The organism is Microlunatus sp. GCM10028923 (assembly GCF_042666975.1).
In the GTDB taxonomy this organism is placed as follows: Bacteria; Actinomycetota; Actinomycetes; order Propionibacteriales; family Propionibacteriaceae; genus Microlunatus.
The window spans coordinates 111,676-134,211 of sequence record NZ_JBHTFF010000010.1 but is presented as its reverse complement, the minus strand read 5'-3'; the positions used below and the strand labels follow the sequence as shown (position 1 = coordinate 134,211).

Annotated in this window: 20 protein-coding genes; 7 read left to right on the top strand and 13 right to left on the bottom strand. The window is 71.1% G+C overall.

The features are described from left to right. Position 1: 1 nt before the first annotated feature. Genes ACFQU4_RS23640 through ACFQU4_RS23630 form a run of 3 tightly spaced genes read right to left on the bottom strand, consistent with a single transcriptional unit; the run spans position 2 to position 2,649 of the window. Complete coding sequence (locus ACFQU4_RS23640) at positions 2-814, bottom strand: TIGR03943 family putative permease subunit (protein WP_377496618.1); 813 nt, start codon at positions 812-814, stop codon at positions 2-4. Continuing rightward, positions 811-1,833 (bottom strand): permease, encoded by a 1,023-nt coding sequence (locus ACFQU4_RS23635; protein WP_377496616.1) that lies wholly within the window; start codon positions 1,831-1,833, stop codon positions 811-813. The genes ACFQU4_RS23640 and ACFQU4_RS23635 overlap by 4 nt, the downstream gene beginning before the upstream one ends. Before the next feature lie 27 nt (positions 1,834-1,860). Then, positions 1,861-2,649: an alpha/beta fold hydrolase gene (locus ACFQU4_RS23630; protein WP_377496614.1), complete on the bottom strand. Its 789-nt coding sequence runs from the start codon at positions 2,647-2,649 to the stop codon at positions 1,861-1,863. Positions 2,650-2,746: 97 nt separating this feature from the next. On the opposite strand from ACFQU4_RS23630, the gene ACFQU4_RS23625 reads away from it, so the two are divergent. The 5 genes from ACFQU4_RS23625 (at position 2,747) to ACFQU4_RS23605 (ending at position 5,865) form a co-directional block, all read left to right on the top strand. Further along, a complete protein-coding gene (locus ACFQU4_RS23625; protein ID WP_377496612.1) occupies positions 2,747-3,442 on the top strand; it encodes a TetR/AcrR family transcriptional regulator in 696 nt (231 codons plus the stop codon). Further along, positions 3,439-4,056, top strand: a complete 618-nt coding sequence (locus ACFQU4_RS23620) for a class I SAM-dependent methyltransferase (RefSeq protein WP_377496610.1) — start codon at positions 3,439-3,441, stop codon at positions 4,054-4,056. The genes ACFQU4_RS23625 and ACFQU4_RS23620 overlap by 4 nt, the downstream gene beginning before the upstream one ends. A 43-nt stretch (positions 4,057-4,099) precedes the next feature. Beyond that, complete coding sequence (locus tag ACFQU4_RS23615) at positions 4,100-4,732, top strand: DUF2461 family protein (protein ID WP_377496608.1); 633 nt, start codon at positions 4,100-4,102, stop codon at positions 4,730-4,732. Between the two features lie 84 nt (positions 4,733-4,816). Continuing rightward, the gene (locus tag ACFQU4_RS23610; protein ID WP_377496606.1) at positions 4,817-5,278 is read left to right on the top strand and encodes a nitroreductase/quinone reductase family protein; all 462 of its coding nucleotides are present in this window, start codon (positions 4,817-4,819) and stop codon (positions 5,276-5,278) included. After that, a complete protein-coding gene (locus ACFQU4_RS23605; RefSeq protein ID WP_377496604.1) occupies positions 5,275-5,865 on the top strand; it encodes a TetR/AcrR family transcriptional regulator in 591 nt (196 codons plus the stop codon). Before ACFQU4_RS23610 ends, ACFQU4_RS23605 begins: the two co-directional genes overlap by 4 nt. Here the strand turns inward: ACFQU4_RS23605 and ACFQU4_RS23600 are convergent. From ACFQU4_RS23600 to ACFQU4_RS23590, 3 genes are read right to left on the bottom strand one after another with little or no spacing between them, the layout of a single operon-like run. Next, a complete protein-coding gene (locus tag ACFQU4_RS23600) occupies positions 5,852-6,646 on the bottom strand; it encodes an inositol monophosphatase family protein (protein WP_377496602.1) in 795 nt (264 codons plus the stop codon). The genes ACFQU4_RS23605 and ACFQU4_RS23600 overlap by 14 nt on opposite strands. Before the next feature lie 53 nt (positions 6,647-6,699). Next, a complete protein-coding gene (locus tag ACFQU4_RS23595; RefSeq protein WP_377496600.1) occupies positions 6,700-7,014 on the bottom strand; it encodes a hypothetical protein in 315 nt (104 codons plus the stop codon). Positions 7,015-7,045: 31 nt separating this feature from the next. Next, positions 7,046-9,442 carry a NosD domain-containing protein gene (locus tag ACFQU4_RS23590; protein WP_377496598.1) on the bottom strand — a complete coding sequence of 799 codons (2,397 nt, stop codon included), beginning with the start codon at positions 9,440-9,442 and terminating at the stop codon, positions 7,046-7,048. A 97-nt stretch (positions 9,443-9,539) separates the two neighbouring features. Here ACFQU4_RS23590 and ACFQU4_RS23585 point away from each other — a divergent pair, with 97 nt between their 5' ends. Further along, a complete protein-coding gene (locus ACFQU4_RS23585; RefSeq protein WP_377496945.1) occupies positions 9,540-10,076 on the top strand; it encodes a hypothetical protein in 537 nt (178 codons plus the stop codon). On the opposite strand, the gene ACFQU4_RS23580 is transcribed toward ACFQU4_RS23585, so the two are convergent. After that, positions 10,073-11,911 carry a polysaccharide biosynthesis tyrosine autokinase gene (locus ACFQU4_RS23580; protein WP_377496596.1) on the bottom strand — a complete coding sequence of 613 codons (1,839 nt, stop codon included), beginning with the start codon at positions 11,909-11,911 and terminating at the stop codon, positions 10,073-10,075. The two genes, ACFQU4_RS23585 and ACFQU4_RS23580, sit on opposite strands and share 4 nt — an antisense overlap. Positions 11,912-11,964: 53 nt before the next feature. Here ACFQU4_RS23580 and ACFQU4_RS23575 point away from each other — a divergent pair, with 53 nt between their 5' ends. Beyond that, positions 11,965-12,690: a polysaccharide deacetylase family protein gene (locus ACFQU4_RS23575; protein ID WP_377496594.1), complete on the top strand. Its 726-nt coding sequence runs from the start codon at positions 11,965-11,967 to the stop codon at positions 12,688-12,690. A 104-nt stretch (positions 12,691-12,794) separates the two neighbouring features. Here the strand turns inward: ACFQU4_RS23575 and ACFQU4_RS23570 are convergent, their stop codons facing one another. From ACFQU4_RS23570 to ACFQU4_RS23545, 6 genes are all read right to left on the bottom strand, one after another. After that, positions 12,795-13,703, bottom strand: coding sequence for a dienelactone hydrolase family protein (locus ACFQU4_RS23570; protein ID WP_377496592.1), 909 nt, complete (start codon positions 13,701-13,703; stop codon positions 12,795-12,797). A 105-nt stretch (positions 13,704-13,808) separates the two neighbouring features. Then, positions 13,809-15,125, bottom strand: a complete 1,317-nt coding sequence (locus tag ACFQU4_RS23565) for a hypothetical protein (protein ID WP_377496590.1) — start codon at positions 15,123-15,125, stop codon at positions 13,809-13,811. Positions 15,126-15,190: 65 nt separating this feature from the next. Further along, a complete protein-coding gene (locus ACFQU4_RS23560; RefSeq protein ID WP_377496588.1) occupies positions 15,191-16,693 on the bottom strand; it encodes a lipopolysaccharide biosynthesis protein in 1,503 nt (500 codons plus the stop codon). Next, on the bottom strand, positions 16,690-18,777 hold the full coding sequence (locus tag ACFQU4_RS23555; protein WP_377496586.1) for a glycosyltransferase: 2,088 nt from the start codon (positions 18,775-18,777) through the stop codon (positions 16,690-16,692). Before ACFQU4_RS23555 ends, ACFQU4_RS23560 begins: the two co-directional genes overlap by 4 nt. After that, positions 18,774-19,379, bottom strand: coding sequence for a hypothetical protein (locus ACFQU4_RS23550; protein ID WP_377496584.1), 606 nt, complete (start codon positions 19,377-19,379; stop codon positions 18,774-18,776). Before ACFQU4_RS23550 ends, ACFQU4_RS23555 begins: the two co-directional genes overlap by 4 nt. Next, on the bottom strand, positions 19,376-22,531 hold the full coding sequence (locus ACFQU4_RS23545; RefSeq protein ID WP_377496582.1) for a PKD domain-containing protein: 3,156 nt from the start codon (positions 22,529-22,531) through the stop codon (positions 19,376-19,378). Before ACFQU4_RS23545 ends, ACFQU4_RS23550 begins: the two co-directional genes overlap by 4 nt. Positions 22,532-22,536 lie beyond the last annotated feature (5 nt).

The following is a 22,536-nucleotide window of genomic DNA, read 5'->3' as shown; positions in this document are numbered from 1 at the left end:
GTCAGTAGACGTACGGATCGGCGGGTTCAGGAATCTCGCGTACGTCCTCGGCGGCGAGCCGGGCGACATAGCCGGAGGACTCGACCACCGGCGGCTGGAAGGTGCCGGTGACCTCGAGCCAGCGGTCGTCGTTCTGCGGGGCCGCGCCGGTGATCCGGACCAGCACCGGAACGCCGTCGGCGGCGCAGCACTGGATCCGGATCCGGGCCAGATACCAGCCGTCGCCCTGCGGGTGGTTGATCACGAACCCGGTGATCGTGAACCGCCGCCCGGCCAGTTCCTCCGGCGGCCGGGTCACGGCGAGCGCCGCGTACTTGGCCATCGGCAGTCCCATCACCTGTCCGGAACCGCCCGCGGAGGTCGGCACGTCGGGCAGCGGCGGCGCGTCGGCGGCCGACACCGGCGCAGGTCCGCGGCGCTGCGCCAGCTGGGCGCCGATAGCCGGCGGGCTGATCACCGCCACGATCACCACCGGCACGAGCAGCAGCCAGACCGACCAGGCCCCTCCGTGACCGTGGCCCTCATGATCATGCCCGTCGTGATCATGCTCCGCGTCGGCGTGCTCCTCATGATCATGAGCTTCGGCGTTCCGGGGCCGCAGGCAGACCACGATCATGGTCCAGAGCGCCAGCGCGGCCAGGCAGCCTCCGGTCAGCAGCAGCGGGATCGCCATCTCGGAGCGGAGATAGCGCTGGTAGTGGCCCGTTCCGACGATGCCGATCAAGGTGCCGCCGAGGGACAGGATCAGGAAAGCCTCGGCGAGCCGCGCCCAGCCCGGGTGCGACTTCCGCTTCGCAGCAGCGAGTTTCTTCACAGCAGCACCGTCCCGACCAGGGCCGCGACGATGATCGCCGTGACGAAGGTGAGCGGCGCGAACCGGGCGGCGAACCGGCCGCCGAAGACGCCCGCCTGCATCCCGATCAGTTTCAGGTCGACCATCGGGCCCACCGTGAGGAAGATCAACAACGCGGTCGGCGCGAACTCGGTGAAGGAGGCGGCGATGAAGGCGTCCGCCTCGGAGCAGATCGCGGCGACCACCGCCATCGCGCCGGCCGCGAGGTAGGACAGCGGACCCGACTCGGCGATGGCGCCGATCGTCTCGGCCGGCACGGTCGTCGCGACCGTGGCGGCGATCGCGGCGCCGAGCACCAGGAACCCGCCGGCATGGACCAGATCATGGACGGCCGAGCGGCGGAACGTCTCCGCCCGGCGATCGGTGGTCGGCTCCGCTTCCCGTACCGCCGGGACGGTGACCCAGCGCTGCAGCCGGAGGAACAGCCAGCCGACCACGACGGCGGTCAGCAGGCCGGCCACGAACCGGGCCACCACCATCATCGGCTGGGCCGGGAACGCGACCCAGGTGGCGAGCAGCACGATCGGGTTGACCGCCGGCGCCGCGAGCATGAACGTCAGGGCCGGAGCCACCGGAACACCCTTGGCCATCAGGGATCGGGCCACCGGGACCGAGGCGCACTCGCAGCCGGGCAGGATCAGCCCGGCCATCCCCGCCGACACGACGGCCCAGCTCGGGTTCCGCGGCAACAGATAGGTCAGCGCGGTCCGCGGCACCAGCGTGATGATCAGTCCGGCCAGCAGCACGCCCGCGGCGAGGAACGGCGCGGCCTGGAAGCAGATCGCCAGGAACACCGTGGACCAGGACTCGACCGCGGTCGGCGCACCCACGTCCAGGCCGGAGGTGTGACCGAACCAGATCAACAGACCCAGATTCACCACCAGGCCGAGGGCGACCAGCAGGATGCCCGGCGACGCCGGCCCGGATTCGCGCAGCGAAGGAGGCCGGTCCGGAATCACGGCGCTGGCAGCTCGATTCACCGGACGATCATGGCACGGCCCGGGCCGTCAGCCGGCCGCCGCCCGGGTGAACGCGGTCAGCTCCGCGGCCATCGGTTCCGGGACCCAGGCATGGTTGGCGCCCGGCAGTTCCTTCTCGACCGCGCCGGGGATCGCCGCGACGACGGCCGCGGCCGACACCTTCATTTCGTCGAAGGTTTGCTCGCCGTACATGATCTGGACCGGGATCCTGATCTTGGCGAACACCTCGGCCTGCGGTCCCGAGTCGGCCCAGACCAGCGCCTCGCCGTCGGCCCGGTAGCTGATCACCTGCGCCACGAAGGCCGGGTACATCGGGTCCTGCTTCGACCCCTCGAGCCATTCCGGCGGCATGTCCTTCATGTAGTGCGCCAGCGCGCCCTCCAGATCGCCGCCGTCCATCCGGCGCTCCACCTCGGCGATCCACGCTGCCGTCTCGCCGGTCGGCGCGATCGGCGCCTCCCAGAGCGCCAGGCCGGTCACCGGCAGCCCCCGGTCCGCGGCGACCATCGAGATCGCGCAGCCCGACGAGTGACCGCAGAGCACGGCCCGGCCGCCGGCGAGTTCGATCAAGGTCGTCAGCGCCGCCAGCTCGCGGTCCAGCCCGATCCGGCCGTCACCCTCGCTCTCGCCGCGCCCGATCCGGTCGTACACGATGGTGGTCAGGCCCAGCGCCGCCGCGCGTTCGGCGGTCTCGGTCGTCCACGGGTCGATCGCCCGGAACGGGCCGGCGCCGGCGACGAACACCAGGCCGGGGCCGCTGCCTCGCTTGTCGTACGCAATCCGGTCCCCCAGTGACGTGGTCACGAACTCGGTCATCAGATCCTCCCCAAACTGGACTGTCCAGTACTGGTAGCGAGACTAGACTGTCCAGTACACTTTCGGCAACAGGTTCCGAGAAACCGAGGAGATCACGATGCCGAGGAAGCCCGAGGGCACCGAGTCCCGCTCCGATCGCAAGCACCGCGCGATCCTCGAGGCGGCCAGCACGATCTTCCTCACCCACGGCTATCTCGGCACCAACATGGATCTGATCGCCGCCGAGGCCCAGACCTCGAAACAGACCGTCTACAAGCATTTCGGCAGCAAGGAGGCGTTGTTCGTCGAGATCGTCACCTCGATCACCGACGCCGCCGGCGACCAGGTGCACAAGGACCGGCCAGAGCTCGGCGACGACCCGGACCTCGGCGAACTGCTCCGGGAGTACGCCGAGCGCCAGTTGATCATCGTGCTGCAGCCGAGGGTGCTCCAGCTGCGCCGGACCGTGATCAGCGAAGCCGGCCGGTTCCCGGAACTGGCCCGGGTGCTGTACGAACGCGGACCGAAGCGGGCCATCGGCGAGCTGACCACCCTCTTCACCGAGCTCCGCGACCGCGGCCTGCTGACGATCGACGACCCGGCCCACGAGGCGGAGCGGTTCAACTGGTTGATCATGGCCGCACCGCTCAACCGCGGCATGCTGCTCGGCGACGAGGCGCTCCCGTCCCGCGCCCAGCTGCGCCGCCATGTCGCCGACGCAGTGCAGTTCTTCCTGGCCGCCTGCAACACTGGGGCGGCGACAGCGCCACCACGACGCAGTGCCCAACGATCAAGGACGGGGACCAGGCCATGACGGCTGATCGAATCGAGCGGGAGAACCAGCTCCGGTCCTTCTACGGCAAGGAAGTGGCCACCCGCGCCGCCCGGGTGAACGCCGGCCGGCGGGACGAGCTGCGGGGCGAGTTCATCGAGTTGCTCGGGGCCGAGCAGCGGAGCGGACTGCTCGAGGTCGGTTGCGGGGCAGGCCAGGACGGCGGGACGTTCGCGGCCGCCGGGCTGGCGTACACGGGGGTCGACCTGACGCCCGAGTCCGTCGCGTACTGCCGCGAGCTCGGCCTGCGGGCCGAGGTGGCGTCGGCCCTGGACCTGCCGTTCCCGAACGGGTCCTTCGAGGCGGCCTGGACGATGAGCACCCTGATGCACCTGGCGCCGGATGATCAAGGTCGCGCCGTGGCCGAGCTGGCCCGGGTGCTGCGGCCCGGATCGCCGCTCGCGGTCGGGGTCTGGGGCAGCCGGGCGCCCGACGAGGTCATCCACACGAACGACTTCGGCGACCGCTACTTCGCCACCACGGACGATGATCATCGACGCGCCATGCTGAGTACGGTCGGCACCATCGAGCGGTTCGAGGCCTGGCCGGACGACCGCTCCGACCGGCACTACCAGTGGGCGATCGTTCGGGTCTGATCGTCCCGCGTTGACTGTCGGAGGTGACTGGCAGCATCGGGTCATGGCGTTCTCCGGTTGGCCGCGCGAGGCCTTCGACGTCCTGGCCCGGCTGGACGGCGACCCGTCACCGAGCGAGCGGGAGGCCGTCCGGCCGGAGCGGGAGCGGCTGGTCCGGCTGCCGATGGTGGCCCTGCTGCGCGAGCTCGCCGAGCGCGATCAGGCCTACGCCGACCACTCGGTCTGGCGGTACGCGACGACGGTGCCCGCCTGGCAGCGGCAGGGTTCCGCGATCCGGCTCGAACGCAACGTGGAGCTCGGGATCAGCTTCGATCTCGACGGGCTCCGGGTCCAGGGGGCGTGGTGGTACGCGCCGCCGGAGCAGCGGGACCGCTACCGTGCGGCGGTCGCCGGCGACCCTGGTGTCGACCTGGAACGCGCCGTGCGCCGGCTGCGGCGGCAGTCGTACACGGTCGACGGCGACCTGATGGTACGGGTGCCGCACGGCTACCCGCCCGATCACCCGCGAGCCCTGCTGCTCCGGCACCGCTCAGTGATCGCGGCCCGCCGGCTCGGCACCGGCGCCTGGCTGCACGATGCCTCGGCCGTCGACCGCGTCCAGGCCGCCGCCGAGGAACTGCGGCCACTGCTCGAATGGTTCTGCGACCACGTCGCCGGCCTCCCCGTCGAGCCCTGACCCGGCTCCCGTCCGACACCCTCTTGCGTGGCTAACGTTGTTAGCCTATGGTTGAGGCTAACAACGTTAGCCAGAGGAGCGATCATGACCGCCAACACGTACTACCGGGAACCGGGCTGGATCACCCGCCGGATCTTCAACCCGGCCGTCGCCGGACTGACCCGGCTGGGCCTCAGCGTGTGGGGTTCGCGGATCCTCGAGGCGCGCGGCCGGGCCACCGGTGAGCCGCGCCGGGTCCCGGTCAACCTGTTGCAGTTCGAGGGCCGGCCCTATCTGGTGGCGCCGCGTGGGCAGGCCCAGTGGGTCCGTAACGTACGGGCCGACGGCGGCCGGCTCGACCTGCTGCTCGGCAATCGGCGGGAGCACTGGCTGGCCGTCGAACTGGACGACGAGGAGAAGCTGCCGGTGCTCAAGGCGTACCTGCGCAAGTGGAAGGCCGAGGTCGGCGTGTTCTTCGACGGCGTCGATGCCGACTCGCCCGAATCGGAACTGCGCCGGATCGCGCCGCGCCACCCGGCCTTCCGGCTGGAGCGCCGCGACGCATGACGGACACCGTGAACGCGCCGGCCGCCCTGGACCGGGTGGCCGCCCGGCCGACACCGCGCGAGCTGACTCCCCGGACGGCGGAGATCGTCGCGGCGGCCCGCGGACTGCTCGAGGCGGAGGGCCGGGCCGCGATGACGATGCGGCGGATCGCGGAACGGCTGGAGATCCGGGCGCCGTCGCTGTACAAACACCTGTCCGGCAAGGGATCCCTGGAATCGCTGGTGGTCGAGGCCGGGCTGTTCGAGAGCGGCGACGTGCTGCACCGGGCCGTCGACCGGCCGGGCCGCCGTACCCCGATCGCCGCCCTGCTGGCCGCCTACCGGAAGCACGGCCGGGACCATCCCAACCTCTACCGGCTGATCACCGCCGCGGACTTCCCGCGCTCCGGCCTGGTGGACGGCCTGGAGGACTGGGCCGGCGAGCCGTTCTACCGGGCCGTCGGCGAACCGTACGCGGCGCAGGCGCTCTGGTCCTTCGCGCACGGCACGATGATCCTCGAACTGGACGAACGCTACCTGTCCGGCTCGCAGCTCGACCGGACCTGGTCCGCCGGGGTCCGGGCCTTCTCCGCGATCATGGAGACTTAGCGCCGCTTACCAGTTCGATCAGCGGCCCGACCAGCTCCGGCGAGGTGGCGATGGTCGCCGCCGACGCCAACCCGTGGTCGCTCCCGTCAGCATCGACGACGACCGCGCCCGCCTCCCGCGCGATGATCACTCCGGCCGACACGTCCCACGGCTTGTTGGACAGCAGGACGTTGGCGCCGAGCCGGCCGGCGGCCACCCAGGCAAGATCGATTGCCGCCGAGCCGAGCATCCGGATCCGTTCCACCCGCGACGCCAGCCGGCCCATGATCGCGAGCCGGCGCGCGTTGCCCTCCTCGACCTCCGGACCGGTCGCGAAGTCGCCGATGCTGATCATGATCTCGGAAAGGTCCCGGGCCGGCGACACCGTGATCGGTTGATCATTCAGCCGCGCGCCGGCGCCCTCGCGGGCCGTGAACCGCTCGCCCAGGAACGGAAGTTCGATCACCCCGACCACCGGACGGCCCTGGTCCAACAGGGCCAGCGAGACCCCGCAGAGCGGCAGGCCGTGCACCAGATTGGACGTACCGTCGACGGGGTCGAGCACCCAGGTCGGCCCGCCGGTCGCCCCGTGGGTGCCCTCCTCCTCGCCGAGGAAGCCGAAGTCCGGGGTCGCCACCGCCAGGTGTTCCCGGACCGCGCGCTCGATCGCGACGTCCAGCTCGGACGCGTAGTCCCGGTCCTTCTTCGCGGTGACCCGGCCCACCTGCCGTTCCCGCAGCAGCCGCCCGCCGATCGTCGCCGCTTCCTCCGCGATCGCGTGCAGCCGTGCCAGGTTCGTCATGGCCCCATCCTCCCGGCCGGGAGCGCCCGGCCGGCGACCGGGTGCCGTACCGCTCAGACCGTCTTGGCGAACTCGCGATCGACGACCCGTTCGAAGATCGTTTCCGCGCCGTAGTGGCGGAGCAGGCCGAAGACGGTGTGCAGCAGATCCTCGACCTCGTCGGCCAGGGCACCGACATCGCCCGCGCCGTGCTTGGCCAGCTTCGCCGGTGCGCCCTCCAGCCGCTGCACCTCGACGGCGATCTCGCCGAGCTCCTCGGTCAGCCGGGCCAGATGGCCGAGCGGGGTGTTGCCCTCCGGGAAGCGTTCCGCGTAACGGTCCGCGATGGCGTACAGCTGGGCGAATCGATCCTGCCGGTGATCACTCATCGCGCCACTCTGCGGCACCGGCGGTGATCGATCAAGCCGGCGGCGGGCCGATCAGCCGGGCCCCGGCGGGCAACCCCAGGGCCGCCGCCACCGCATCCGGGAGGGCGACCGCGGAGCCGGCCAACCGGTCCAGTTCGGCGGCATCCGGCCGGGCGCTTCCGGTGAGCAGGTTGGTCCAGTCCGGGCCCTTCGCCGCGGCCAGCGCACTCGGCGTCCGGTAGACGTTGATCGTCTGGTTGTCGTCGCCGCCCCAGGCCGCCATCCGTACGGCCTCCAGTCCGCCGGGCGCACTGAACAGGTTCCCGTCGATCCTGACGTTCATCGCGTCCAGCGGCACCCGGGTCCGCTTGTCCAGCCCGTAGAACTGGAAGCCGCCGTTGTCGCCGCCGTCCTCGCCGGCGAACACGTTGTTGATCACCGTCACGTCCTGCAGCTGCCACGGGCAGGTCGGGTCCGGCACCGGATGGCGCGGGTCCCGGCCGACCGGGTGGCTGGCCTGCCGTCGCTCGTCCTGGGTCAGCCCGATGTCCCAGACCGTGGTGTGCCGGATCAGGTTGTTCGCGATCACGACCCGGCCGGTGTTGTAGAGCGTGATGCCCTCCTGCGGCCCGCTGATGTCGTTGCCGGCGATCACCCCGGTGTCGGACAGTTCGGCGACGATCCCGGTCGGCCCGTCGTCGGTACGGATCGTGTTCCGGGCCAGGGTGAACCCGACGACGCTCTCGTCCAGCCAGATCCCGTTGACGCCGAGATTGCCCTCGAGCAGGCTGCCGGTCACCGTGATGCCGCGGCTGCGGCCGATCTTGATCCCGGCCGCGGCCGGCGCCGCGTTGAAGTGCTCCGTGTTGTTGCCGGTGATCAACGAGTCCTTGATCAACAAGCCGTCGGCGTACGCGGCGTGGATGCCGACCATGCCGTTGTCCCGCGAGGTGACCCGGTCGATCAGGACGTTGCCGGTGGCGACCGAGAGGCCCTGGGTCGCGTTGTCCTCGACCACCAACTGCTCCAGCACGCTGCCCCCGCTGCTGCCGCCCAGATAGACGGTGCCCATCTGCGGCAGCGACGTCGCGTACCGCCGGATGCCGAGGCCGCGGAGCGTCACCTGGCCGGAGACGACGACCGCGCGGCCGAGCACGCTGGCCCGGACCTCCCGGCCGGCCGGGTCGGTGCCGATGATCATCAGATCGGCGTCGTCGTCCGCGGCGAACTGGCCCTGGCCCGGCGTCGTGCCGGCCGCGACCTGGACCAGCGGCTCGCCGTCGACGAACACCTGGTCCGGGTGCGCCGCCATCGGGTACTTCGGATTGACGAAGCCGCCCTCGTCGGAGCCCTCGCTGTGGCTGGCCCAGGACGAGAACTCGGCGGGCAGCGGCGCCGTCCAGGTGCCGCCAGCCGGGCTCCACCGGGTCAGCGGCGCGCTGCCGTCGAGCCAGACCGCTTCGCTCGGGTAGGGCTGGATGGTCAGCCGCTTCGAGGCCGGTACGTGCACCTGCTCGGTGTAGCTGCCGGCTCGCAGCACGATGGTCGCCCCGTCCGGCGCCACCGCGATCGCCCGGCCGAGCGAGCCCAGCGGTGTCGCCTCGGAACCGTCGGCGGCGTCGGAACCGTGCGGTGCCACGAAGATCGCGCCGGCCGGCACCGGGTAGTTGGCGGCCCCGATCGGTGCCGCGCCGACCTGCCCGGACGCGGCGGAGCCGGGAGCCGGGTCGACCGAGCGGGACAGTTCGGCACCGGACAGTTCGTGCAGGCGTACGGTGACCGGGCCGGAGTCCCGGGCCAGGTAGCCGCGCACGCCGACCGTCCCGGCGGTACGGAGCCGGTCGGCGTCGCCGTCCTGCCGGACCAGCCAGCTACCGGGCAGCTGATCGGCCCGCTGGGCCCGCACGCCGATCTCGACCGGCTGGTCGCCGACCAGGTACGCGGCGAGGGCGAGCGACTGGCCGGCGCCGATCCGGAGCCCGCTGTCGACCGTGGGGCCGACCCGGGTCTCGCTGCCACCGGAACGCCGGCTGACGCCGAGCGAGACCGTACCGTCGGGAGCGATGGTGGCCGTGGCCAAATAGCCGCCGTCGCCCTGCTGGCGGAGCAGCAGGCTCACCGAGACCCCGTTGCCGTCGGTCGGCAGGGCCGGTAGTTCGATCACCGCGGTGAGCCGCTGGTCGGCCGTCCGGACGTCAGCGAGGCGGGCGCCGATCGCCGAGCCCGGCCGGGTCAGCCGCAGTTCCCCGTACCCGTCCGTGCTGCTGCCGCCGACGGTCACGGTGCCGCCCTCGACGACGTACCTGCCGCCCTTCGCTGCCGTACCCAAGGCTTCGGCGGGACCGCGGTCGAAATCGTCGGCGACGTTGGCGGCCTCCGCGAATCCCGGGATCTCGGCCGTCGCCGCGGGCGGCCCGACGAGCGCCAACCCCGTAGCGAGGATGGCCATGGACACTGCAAGAATCGCCGCATGCAGACGACGTCGGGGCAATCGGATGCGGGGGAACTGAGGGCGCGCGCCGGTGGATGACGCCTTCACCATTCTCATGGTGTGCACGGCCAATCGCTGTCGATCGCCCATGGCTGAGCATATCCTTCGATCCCGGCTGGCGGAGTCGCCGCTGAACTGGCGGATCTCATCCGCGGGCACGCACGCTGTCGAGCACACCGGAATCATGCCCAACGCTGCCAAGATCCTGGACCGAATGGGCATCGACACGACCGGATTCCGCAGCCGGCGGGTGAACCGGCAGCTGATCGGCGAGGCCGACCTGATCCTGACCGCGGAGCAGCGGCAGCGGGAACTGATCGCCGCGGTCGAGCCGGCGGCGCGGCGGCGCACCTTCCCACTGCTGCAGTTCGCCCGGTTCGTCGACGACCCGGAACGCGACGGCCAGCTCCGGACCGGGCAGGAACTGTTGCACCTGGCGCTGGAGATGCAGGGTGCCAGTCAGCCGCCGGAACAGTCCGAGGACCTCAACGATCCGGTCGGCGGGCCGCGGCGCGGCTATCGGGTCTGCGCCGACCTGATCGAGACCGCGGTCGACTCCATCCTCGGCTATACGGACTGGCGGCCGGCCTAACCCTCGCGGCTGTGCAGCGGCGGGGTGGCCGGGGACAGCGTCGGATCCGGGTCCTCTTCGGCCCCGTCGATCACGACCGTCTCTGCGGTCTCGGCGTCATCGTCCGGTTCTTCCGGGTCCGCGGGCGGGCTCGACTCCGGCGCCGGGAACGGCGCCTCGGCCGGCCGCCGATCCGAGACCTGCCGCAGCCGGTGGACCAGATCCGGCTGCTCGATGGTGTCGTTCTGATCGAAGGCGTCGAGATTGGTGATCATGGTCGGCCGCTGGGCTCGGGACGGCCGCGGGGCCGGTTGCGGCGTCGGTTGCGGAGTCGGCTCCGGGGCCGGGGTCGGGGGCACCACCGGAGGCTGCGGAGGTTGCGGAGGCGCGGCGGGCCGCTCCGCCGTGTCGGCCGACCGGGCCGGGGTCGGCTCCTCCTCGTCGAATCCGGCCGGGCTGGCCGAGCTCAGCCCGGCGCTGCGACGGGCCTGGAAGGTGGCCACCTGATACGAGTCGCCGCCGTACGTCCGCTGCTCCCGCTTGCTCGACTTGCGCATGTTGAGCACGCCGCCGATGATCCGGGCGCCGACCCCGTCGAGGGTCTTCCGCGTGGCCGTCAGCTGGGTCCGGTTGGTGTGCCCGTCCCGGACCACCACGACGACGCCGTCGACCAGCGCCGACGCCACCGCCGCGTCGGTCACCGGCAGCAGCGGCGGCGCGTCCACGATGATCTTGTCGAACCGGCCACGGAGCCGTTCCATCAGCTCCGCCATCCGCTCGCCGCCGAGCAGCTCGGACGGGTTCGGCGGCAGGGATCCGCTGCCGATGTAGAAGAGCTGGCTGTTGCCCCACTGCTGGATCGCGTCGTTCAGTTGGGTCTGGCCGACCAGCAGCCCGGTCAGGCCGTTCGACTCCGACAGGGTGAGCAGCGAGCCGAGCCGCGGCCGGCGCAGGTCCGCACTGATCAACAACACCCGGTCGCCGAACTCGACGAAGCTCAACGCCAGGTTGACCGAGGTCGTCGTCTTGCCCTCGTTGGGCACCGCCGAGGTGATCAACAAGACCTGGGTCGCGGCGGCCGCGTCGACGAACTGCAGACTGGTCCGCAGATGCCGGTACGCCTCCGACCGCGCCGACGCCGCCTGTTCGCCGATGATCAACGGCAGCCGCTTCGTCGTCGGGTCGAAGTTGATCGTGCCGAGGGCGGGGGCCCCGAGGACTTCGCTGAGCGTCTCGCCGCTGCGGATGCTGGTGTTCAGCAGCTCCCGGAACAGCGCCGCCAGCACGCCGAGGAGCAGCCCGCCGCCGATCCCGATCGCGCCGTAGATCCGGCCGCTCGGCGCCACCACGAGCGGCGGAGTCGGTCCGGAGACCGTGGTCAGCACGACGACGGCCGAGCCCGACTTGCCCTTGTTGTCCAGCTCGTCGACCATCTCCGGGAACTTGTCCGAGACCGCCTGCGCGATGGCGAACGCCCGGGCCGGGTCGGCGTCGCTGATCGTCGCGGTGACCAGCACCGTGTTCAACTCGGCCGAGCCGGTGATCATGTCCTCGTGGCTGCCGGGCGGGGCGTCGAAGCCGACGTCCTTGGCGACCTCCTCGGCCAGCTTGTCGCTGGACAGCAGCTCGACGTACGAATTGACCCGGGTCACCGCGAACTGCCCGGACGACTGCGGGTTGCTGCCGTCGGAGATCGGGGTGCTGACGTAGAACGTGACCTTGCTGGCGTACGTGTTCGGGGTGAGCAGCAGGGCCGCCACCGCGATGGCCGTACAGCAGGCGGTGATGACGAGGACCAGCCACCAGTTCTTGCGCAGGGCGCTGAGATAGCTGCGCAGGTCCATTCCCCGGTTCACCTCCTCCAACGTCAGCCGCCGGTAGTCTATGCGGCGAGTCGTCAGGGGGTGCCGTGTTACGCAAGGTCCTGCGCATCGGACGACCAGTGGTCGAACGGGCGGCGGCCCTGGTCGGTTCCGTGATTGCGGTACGAACTCGGGCGCCGGAGCTCGTACTGACCTTCGACGACGGCCCGGACCCGGTCGGCACCGAGCAGGTTCTCACCGCCCTCGCCGAGCGGAACGCCACAGCGACCTTCTTCGTCCTGGGCACCCGGATCCGCCGGCACCCGTCCCTGCTGGCCGATCTCGTCGCCGCCGGCCACGAGATCGGCCTGCACGGCCCGGACCACCAGCCGCTGCCCCGCTTCGACGCCGCGGCGACCGAACGCCGTACCGCCGACGCGGCGAAGGAACTGGCCGACCTGACCGGCCAGGGCGTCCGCTGGTTCCGTCCGCCGTACGGGCGGCAGACCCTGGCCAACTGGCGCGGCATCCGGGCCGCCGGGCTGATGCCCGTGTTCTGGGGCCCGACCACCTGGGACTGGCGTGACCTCCCCCAGCAGGAACGCGTCGCCAAGGCCCTGCAGGGCGCCCGCCCCGGCGCCATCCTGCTCGGCCACGACGGCTTCGCCGGCACCCCCGACGGTGCGACCGATGACGTCAGCCACACCCTCGACCGGCACGACCTGATCGCCCAGATCCTGGACCGCTATACGGCAAAGGGCTGGCGCGCCGTCTCCCTCGGCCGCGCCCTCGAGACCGGCCGCCCGATCCTCGCCGGCCGCTTCTCCCGCTGATCCAGCTGCCGGAGCCCTCGACCTCACCGAGTGGACTGCTTGACCCGAGAAATCGGCGAAACCCGAGGTCAACGCGTCCACTCGGCGAAGCCGAGGTTTGCGGTTCAGGGAACGTGGACGGTCGAGGCGAACCAGGGGTAGAGCTCCGAGTCCGGGGCGTAGGCACGTTCGCTGGCGTCGACGTGGCCCACCTCCGGGAAGATGACCGTACGAATCCGGCCGCCGGCTGCTCCGACCGCTTCGGCCATGGCGAGCGTGGTCTCGACGGGCACGATCGTGTCCTCGACGCCATGGAACGCGCAGATCGGGATCCGAGCCAGCTCCGCCGCCAGCAACGGATTCCCGCCGCCGCAGACCGGTGCGGCCGCGGTGAAGGTTCCCGGGCATCGGGCTGCGAGATCCCAGGTGCCCGACCCGCCCATGCTCGGCCCCGTCAGCAAGATCGCGTTCGCATTGATCGGGTGCCGAGCCCGTACCTCGGCCACGACGGCCGCGACCTCCGCCGGGAACTCGGCCCAGCTGTTTCGGTTCGGGTGCGGCGGATTCGGGCAGTGAGGTGCCACGACGACGAACGGCGGGGCGTATCCCTGCTCGATCTGCTTCGGCAGCCCGCCCCGCGCGGCGTTCGACGGGTGGCCGCCCGTCTCCGCGCCGCCGTGCAGGAAGATGATCAAGGGCCAGCCGGATTGTTCGGGTTCGCCGTCAGGGGTCCAGATCAGGTAGTCCAAGCCCCGCCCGGTCGAAGACTTGATCTTGAACTGGTGCAGCGCGATCGCCGTACCCGGCCCGATCCCCGCCCGTCGCAGCAGCAACTCCTCATCAACCGGCGGCTGGCCCGCGGCCAGTTCCCAGATGCGTTTCCACCACCGGCCGCACTCGGCGCACCGCCAGAGCCGATCGTCGGCCGAGCCGGTCCACGGAACCGCACACGCGTGCAGCGGATCGCGTTGGCGTTGGTAGTCGGGGGCCGGATCCTCGGGCGAGATCCCGAACCGGCGTGCAGCTCCAGGCATGCCCCGAGCCTGGGCCTTCAGCCAACTCGAAGGTCAAGGACTCCGACGCCCGAGAGCCACCCGAAGCCCCTCGTGCCGACTCGGCAGTTCTGCAGCGACACGCCGTCAGAACGGCTGCTTTTGTGCCCGGTCGGCGGGGGTTGGTGGGGGCGGTTCGGTGGTGGTTTTGGGGGTGAGGGCTAGGGCGAGGAGGAGGACCAGGCTGGGGGTGGCGGAGATCAGGGGGCTGAAGAGGAGGTTCCAGGCGGTCCAGCAGACCAGGAAGAGGTAGAGGGCGGTGGCGGTGCCGTGGGCGACGTGCCGGACGACGCCGATGATCACGATCACGGCGATCATGATCGCCAGCGCGATGCCGGGCAGGCCGGTCTGGGCCCACAGGTCGCCGGTCACCGAGTGCAGTTCGATCCCGCTGCCGAACATGAAGCGCTCGACGTAGCCGTTCTCCGCGTCGTAGCCGGTCGCGATCATGCCCGCCTTCGCCGCATTCACGCCGGCCAGGTCGAGCACGGCGCCGAAACCGAACCCGATCGGCCGGTACGCCAGCAGGGCCAGGAAAGCACCGAGTTCGGGACGCCCGCCGAGGATCAGGTTGCCCGCCGTGTCCAGCTGGGACAGGGTGCGCTGCTGGGCCTCGGTGCCGAGCGCGCCGCCGACCAGCAGTTCGGTGCCGAGCAGGTAGACGGCGGCGCCGGCGGCGATCAGCAGGATCGCCGTCCGCGCCACAGTGCCGCGCTGGCTCAGTTTCCGCGGTTTCAGCTGCCAGACCACCAGGATCCCGGCGAGCAGGAAGGTCGCCATGTACGAACGCGAGTCGAAGATCACCGACACCCCGGCGAGCATGATCAACACCAGCAGTTCGACGATCCGGGACCGGGTCGCCGCCGCCACCCCGAGCAGCACCATCGCGACCGGTACGGCCAGCGCGAACTTCCACGGATTGCCGGAACCGAGACCTTCGCCGAGAGCAGCGCTGATCATGGAACCGATCCCGAAGATGATCGCGATCGTCGCCGGCTCCAGCTTGGTCCGGGCCCACAGCAGCGCCGCGACGGAGAGGAAGATGCCGACGAAGAAGGTGATCGAATACAGCTGGTTGCCCGCCTCGATCCGGTACGCATCCGGAGCCAGCACCGACAGCGCGACGCCGCCGAGCAGGGCCACCCCGGCCAGCACGAACAGCGGGACGGCCAGCCGGAACCGGGGCAGCACGGCCAGCAGCAACGGCGCCAGCACCACCGCCACGGCGATCCCGGGCGTGATCGCGGAGAACAGGTAGATCCGGACCGCGACGGCGAACACCAGCCCGGCCGCGAGCAGCTTCTCGGTCGACGCCCAGCGCTCGTCGACCGGAGCCGCGGGGATGACCACCGCGGCCGGCGGCGCGGCGGGTGCCGCGCTCCGACGAGGGCTGGCGGGAGCCACGTCCACCTCCGACCGGGGAGTGTCCACTCTGCTACGTCGGCCCACGATAGCCCGCGGCGCGTCGGTCACCGGAAACCCAGCCGGGCCGAGCGGACCACCGAGATGACGTCCCGGCGCACCGACGGTACGACCAGCGAGGCGGCGGCGACCACCACCGCGACGCCGACCGCCGCGCCGAGCCGGGCCCAGTCGCCGGCCCCGGCCAGCTGCCAGCTGACCAGCCAGGTCGCCGCGGCGATGGCCAGGCTGACCGCGACGATCCGGAGCCCGTTGACGATCAGGGGGACCACGTCCAGGCCGGAGCTGCGCCGCAGCCAGGCGAACGACAGCGGCCAGGAGGCCACCTCGGCCAGCGCGAAGCCGGCCGCGACGCCTTCCACGCCCCACTGGCTGCCGATCGCGATGCCGATGATCTTGATCGCGGTGGACATGATGGTGAAGTAGAGCAGCTTGCGGACCAGGCCCTTCGATACGTACGTCCAGTAGCCGACGAAGGCCAGCGTCTCGAAGATCCCGCACAGGGCCAGCCAGCGCATGATCGGCGCGACCCCGGTCCACTGGTCGCCGAGGAAGATCGCCACCACCGGGTCGACCGCGCCGATCACCAGACCGAGGCCGAGGACCAGGGAGTAGCCCATCGCCCGCTGCCCGATCCGGAGGTATTCGCCGTACCGGCGCTCGTCGTCGGTCAGCCGCGACAGCACCGGCAGCGCCACCGAGGTGAGCGGCGCCCGCAGCTGCCCGAGCGGCCGCATCAGCAACTGGAAGCCGCGGTTGTAGAGCCCGAGCGGGTTGGCGCCGAACCGGGCGCCGATCAGCAGCGCGTCGAAGTTGGCGCCGAGGTAGTGGATCAGCTGGCCGCCGGCGAGGTTGCCGCCGAAGGCGAGGAACGGGCGCACCGGCGCGTCCCGGCGCCACCACCGCGGCAGCCAGCCGGCGGCGATCACGACCATGATCAGGTTCGCCAGGAACTGCACCACCTGCTGCCCGACCAGGGCCCAGTAGCCGGCGCCGCCGAGGGCCAGCCCGATCGCCACCACGAGGGCGACCAGGGGCGAGCCGACGTCGGCGACGGTGAGCCGGGTGAACAGCATCCGTCGCTGCAGATCCGCCCGGTACTGCGTGGCCAGACCGCTGAACAGGAAGGACAATCCGACCACCGCGCTGATCATGGTCAGCTCCGGCTGCCGGTAGAACAGGGCCAGCAGCGGGCCGGCGGCGATGATCACCACCAGCAGGATCAGCCCGGTCAGCGTGTTGACCCAGAACAGGTTGTCCCGCTGCCCCCGGGACAACTCCTTCGCCTGCACCGCGGCCGAGGACAGCCCGAAGTCACGGAACACGTCGGCCACGCCGACCACCGCCATCACCATCGCCAGCAGCCCGTAGTCGTACGGGGTCAGCAGCCGGGCCAGAATGATCACCGAGACGAGCTGGAGGACGATCTTGGCCAGCTGCCCGGTCATGGTCACGACCGCGCTGCGGGCGGCGACCCCGCCGAGCCCGCGGCGGGACTCCTCGGTCTGCTCCCCCGTGCTCTGCCCCGGGGTGTCCTCCTGGCCGGTCATTTCAACGTGGCCCGGACCAGCGCGGCCAGCTCGCGCCGGTACCGGTCCGGTGCGTGCGCCTGCCGGACCCCGGCCGCGGCGTCGGCCGCCGCGGCCGACACCGTCTCCCAGTCCTTGATCAACTCCGCCAACGCGTCGGCCAGGTCGGCGGGCCGGTCCGGCGCCACCACCCGGACCGACGGCAGGTCCCCGACCGCCTCGAGCAGGCCCGGCTGATCGGTGATCACCACCGGTCGGCCCGCAGCAGCCGCCTCCACCGCCGCGTTCCCGTACGACTCGTCGCCGATCGACGGCACCACGACAAGATCGGCGTCAGCCAGCCAGGCCGCCGGGTCGGCGTGGAAGCCGCGGAACCGTACCCGGTCCCCCAGCGGCGCGGCCTGCTCCCGCAGCTCGGCCTCGAAGTCCTGCTGGCCGGCCACCGGCGCGCCGAGCAACTCCAACTGCACCTCAAGATCGCGATCCGCCAGCAGCCGGACCGCGGCGATCGCCGTCTGCGGCCCCTTCCGCCGGGACAGCCGCCCGCAGTAGACCAGCCCGACCGGACCGACCAGCGACGACCGCGACGGTCGCGGCTCCGGCAGCTCGAGTCCGTTGTGCACCACGGCATTCCGGTTCCGGGCCGCGGCCGACGTGCCGGCCAGCACCTGGGCGGTGAACCGGCTGTTCGTGATCACCCGATGGACCAGCCCGAGCGGCGCCGTGAGCACCCGCCGGACCGCGGTCGACAGTTGCCGTTCCGCCTCGTGGACGTGGCAGACCACCCGCCGGCCGGTCAGTCGGCCCAAGATCAACCAGCCCGGCCAGACCAGCGTGTTGACATAGACCAGATCGGTGCCTTCGCGGAGCAGCCGCAGCGCCGGGCCCGCGTACCGTACGGAATTGATCATGAACCGGGCCAGCCCGGTCGGCGTCAGCATCGCCTTGCGCAGCGCCGGCAGGCCGCAGGTGCGCACGTCGAAGCCGCGTTCGTCGAGCACCTCCAGCAACGGCCCCTGGTACGGCAGCACGACGGTCACCCGCCAGCCGTCGTCCCGCAGCGCCTCGGCCGATTCGAGCAGCATCCGGTCCGACCCGTACAGGTCGGCGCTCGGGTGCGCGAGCAGCACCCGCGGTGCCGCCGTCCGGCTCCGTCGCCGCGGCCGGAGCAGCTGGAACAGCCCGGCCAGGGTCCCGCGGACCGCCGCCAGCAGGCCGAGCGGATGGCTGAGCAGTTGTCGGCGGCCGCCGCGCAGATAGATCTGCCAGCTCTGCGCCGGCGTCGCGACCAGCCAACGCAGCCGTTGCCGGCGGCCCAGCAGCCGGCGGGCGAACAGCAGCCGGTTGCGGCAGTTGTAGCGGTAGTAGAGGTCCGACTTCGCCGGGCCCGCCGAGCGCTGGGTGCCGCCCTCGTCGTGCACCGCCACAAGATCATTCCGCAGCACCAGCCGGGCCCCGGCCCGGGCGCACCGGACGCTGAAGTCGACGTCCTCCCAGTACATGAAGTAGTCCTCGGCCAGCCCGCCGGCCCGCTGCCACAGCTCCACCGAAAGGGTCAGGCAGGCCGCGGTCAGCCAGCCGAACCGGTCCGGCAGCGACGGCAGCACCAGTTCGTCCGCGTAGCCCTGCTCGGGTTCGGCCCGCCAGCTCTTGATCGCGCCGGTGGCCAGGTCGACGAACGCCCCGCTGAAGTACGGCTTCCCGGCCGAGTCGACCAGCCGCGGGCTGACCAGGTCGTCCGGGTTGCTGCGGCAGTGCCGGAGCAGCGCGTCGGCCGTCGCCGGAGCGAGCACCGCGTCGGGATTGAGCAGGATCACCGTCTCGGCGTCGAGCTCGATCGCCCGCCGGACGCCGGCATTGACCCCGGCGGCGAAGCCGCGATTGTCCGGCTGCGGCACCAGCTGCCAGCCCTGCTCGGCCGCCAGCCGACGGACCGCGGCCCGTTCCTCGGGGCCGGAGCGGTTATCGACGACGATGATCATCCGGCCCGGCTGGGCGAGCACGTTCGCCGGATCGGCGGCGGCCGCGGCGAGCAGCCGGTGTGATCCGAAGTTGACGATGACGATCGCGGAGCGTGTGCTCCCGCTTTCGTCGGTGGGACTCACCCGAGCGGGCCCTCGAACCTGACGACCGGTAGGTCACCGGTGACCGTGACCGCGAGCGAGATCTCGTCCCGTTGCTTCTCGTCGATCACGAAGACGTACCGGCCCTCGGCGGACTCTCCCGGCTCCAGCACGCCCTCGAACGGCTCGGCCGGATCGCTGCTGATCCGGTTCACCGGCGCGCCCGACCCGTCGGTGCACTCGACCACGACGGCGACCAGGTCGATCGGCTTCGAGGTCTCGTTCTCGATCACCAGATCGAAGCGGACACCGGGGCCGGCGACCTCACCGGGCAGGGTGGCCTTCGCCTCGATCGACTTCGTCCGCTCGATCCGGACCGTGATCCCGTCGGCGACCTGGGCGGTCTTGTTCAGCGACACCGGCTTCCGCGCGGTGATCGACTTCTGCTTCACCTTGTCCTGGATGTCGCCGCTGCCCTTGGAGGGTGGCGGGACCGGCTTCTCGACGGGCGGCCGGGCCGCGGACGGCGTCGCGGCCGGCGGCAGCGCCTCCCGTCCGCTCGTCGCGCAGCCGGTGAGTGCCACGCCGACGACGAGCGCACCGGTGGCGGCCAGAGCGGCGATACCGCCGCGGAACTTGATCATGGTGCGATCACTTTCAGGTTGTCCACGGTGAGCCGGATCGGCGCGTTGCCGACGTTCCCGGACAGGTAGCCGAGGAAGCCGACCGAGCCGGCCGTCTGCAGTGACGGGGTGCCGTCGGTCCGGGTGATCTGGGCCGCCGCGGGTTCGGTGCCGCCGACCGGCCAGACCTTCCCGGTCAGCGTCGTCGTCCCCGTGCCGGAGAGCGTGAAGGCGACCCGCAACGCCTGGCCCGCCTGGTAGGTCACCGTCGGCACGTTGACCTCGCCGAGGATGGTCTCGGAGCCGTTCACCGCCGCGGCCAGCACCAGGTGGGTCTCGCCGCTCGGCAGGAACCGCACCTTCAACCGGTAGTCGGAGTTGCCGACCGCCCGGCCCTGCAGGCTGAGCGCGAGCCCGTTCCCGGTCAGCACCTTGTCCACCGCAAGATCAGTGATCATGGTCAGGTCGGTCGCCGACGGTTCGTTCAGCGAGGCCGAGAGCAGCGTGCCCGGCGCCGCGAAGTCGACCCGGCCGACCCCGTCGGCGGTGCTGAACGCGCTGCCGCCGGACGTGTTCCAGGCACCGCCGACGTCGGCGCTGCCCCAGCCGGTGGACAGGGTCCGGCCGAACGCGTCGCCGGCGACCACGCCGGGTCCGGCGGCCGTGATCCGCTTGGTCACCTGGCCGGTCATGCCGTCGTCGTCGGTCACGGTCAGGGTGACGTCGTAGCCGCCGATCGCCGGGTAGCTGTGCTGCACGGTCTTGCCGGTCCCGTTCGTCCCGTCCCCGAAGTCCCAGTCGTACGAGACGATCTGGCCGCCCTCGTCGGTCGAGCCCGCGGCGTCGAAGGACAGATCAAGATCATCAGCGGTCCAGCTGAACTCCGCGACCGGCGGCGTGTTCGTGCTCTGCCGGCCGGACGCCGAGTAGTGCAGCGCCACCTCTTCGGCGGTGAGCGGCGCCGGGTAGACCGCGACCTCGTCCACCTTGCCGTTCAGGAAGTTGCTGCTCGGCCGGTTCGGCCAGCCGCTCAGGTTGTCGCCGCCGATCCGCCAGTAGCCGTCGTAGGACAGCCCCTCGGTCACCGCCGGATCGGCCGCGACCCGCTCGCCGTCGACGTACAGCTCGAGGCCGGCGGAGGACAGCTGGCCCACCACCTGGTGCCACTGGCCGTCGTTGTACGCCTTCGCCGACCGGACCGCCTTGAGGTTGCCGACGCCGAAGCTGACCCGGCCGCCGCTGTCCAGATAGAGCTGCCGGTCGAAGGTGCTGGAGGTCCCGGTCTGGCTGTTGCCGTACCCGATGATCTTGCCGCCGCTGCTCGACGTCGAGGAGAACCAGCCCTCGACGGCAAACGTGCTCGGCGCGGCCGCGGCGGTCGCCGATCCGGCCCGGCTGAGCGAGGAGCCGCTGAACACGGCGGCGCCGTCGCTGTCGTTGAGCAGTGCCCCGGTCGCGGTGCGGCTGACGCTGTTGGTGCGCAGGTTGTCACCGCCGGTCAGGTCCGGGGAATTGCCCGACGAGAAGCTGTTCAGCCGCCAGTAGCGGCTGGGTTGATCGGCGAGCACGCCGATCGCGTAGCTGCCCAGCGAGGTGGTGGACGGCATCGTGAGGTCCACATAGTCGCCGGTCGCCCGGTTGCCGTCCGGGTCGATCGCCACGATCCGGTAGCGGTACGTCTTGCCCGGCTCGGCGGTGCTGTCGACGAAGGACAACTTGGGCCGGTTCCAGAACTGGGAGACGCCCTTGACCGTGCCCAGCGGGGTGCCGGCCTTGTCGGACCGGATCACCTGGTAGCTGAGATCTTGATCATCCTGGTCCCAGTTGGAGGTCCAGGTGATCTTGGCCGCGTGCCCGTCCACCGCGCTGACCGTCGGCTTGAAGAGCGCACCGCTGTCCACCGGGCCGCGCTTCTTCGGCGCCTTGGTCGAGGTGGCGAACCGGACCAGGCCCTGCTGGCCGGTGCCGTTGACCTTGGTGAACTCACCGCCGGCCACCAGGTAGTCGCTGTTGCCGGAGAGACTCCAGGCGGCCTGCCACTGCCCGGTGAAGTTGGCCGCGGTCAGGGTCGGGAAGTAGTTGATGATCGACGGCGCCGGCTTGCCCTCGAAGTTGCCGTAGCCGGAACCGGTCTGGCCGTTCTTGGCGACCGTCCCGGTGGCTTCCTTGGTATAGGCCATCAGGTAGTGGTGCTGCCGCGGGCTGGTGTCCGGATAGCCGCCGATGTTCCTGCAGTAGTGCGGATGCCCGGCTCCGTAGACGACGCCGTTGGCACTGAACGCCGAGTACGTGTCGCCGTGGCAGTCGTCCAGCCACTTGATCGCGCCGGTGGTCGGGTTCGCCGCCCAGACGCCCTCGAAGTTGCCGGTGCCGAAGTTGAAGCTGGTCCCGTAGACGGTGTCCCCGTCCCGGGTCAGGTAATAGGTGCCCGCGGTGTCGCCGGCGTTGCGCACGACCGAGTTGATCGAGAACGGCAGCAGCGATCCGTTGGTCGCGTTCAGCGACGCGATGCCGTACGCACTCGAGCCGTTCACGTTCTTGAACTTGCCGCCGATGATCACCTTGCTGTTGTCCGGGGTCAGCGTCATCGACTGGACGTCGGCGTCGGCGGTGGGCGCCCAGCCGAGCAGCGAACCGTCGGCGGCGCTGAACGCGGCCAGCCGGGTCCGCGACACCCCGTTGGCCTGGGAGAACCAGCCGCCCACGTAGACGACGGTGTCGGTCACCGCGATCGCCGCGATGGTCGCATTGGTCGACGGCGCGAAGCTGCTGATCAAGGCCCCGGTCGCCGTGTCGTAGGCCGCGATCCGGTAGCGGTTCTGCCTGTTGGCCGTCGTGAACGAGCCGGCGACGTAGAGCCGCTTGCCGTCCGGCGACACCTTGACGTCCTTGACGGTCGAGTTCAGCGACGGGTTGAACGTGGTGATCAGTTCGCCGGTGGTGATGTCGAAGGCGAGCAGGTTCTGTCGCGTGGTCTCGTTCTGGCCAGCCGGCGACCCGGCGGGCCGGGCCTTGGTGAACTGGCCGCCGGCGTAGACCGTGTTGCCGTTGGTCGCCTGGGTCCAGACCACGCCGTTGATCTGCACGGTCGGCAGCGCATCGGCGGTCACCATCCCGGCCGGGCGCTGCTTGATCGGACCCGGCGCCGCCGCGGCGTGCTGTACCGGCAGCACTGCCA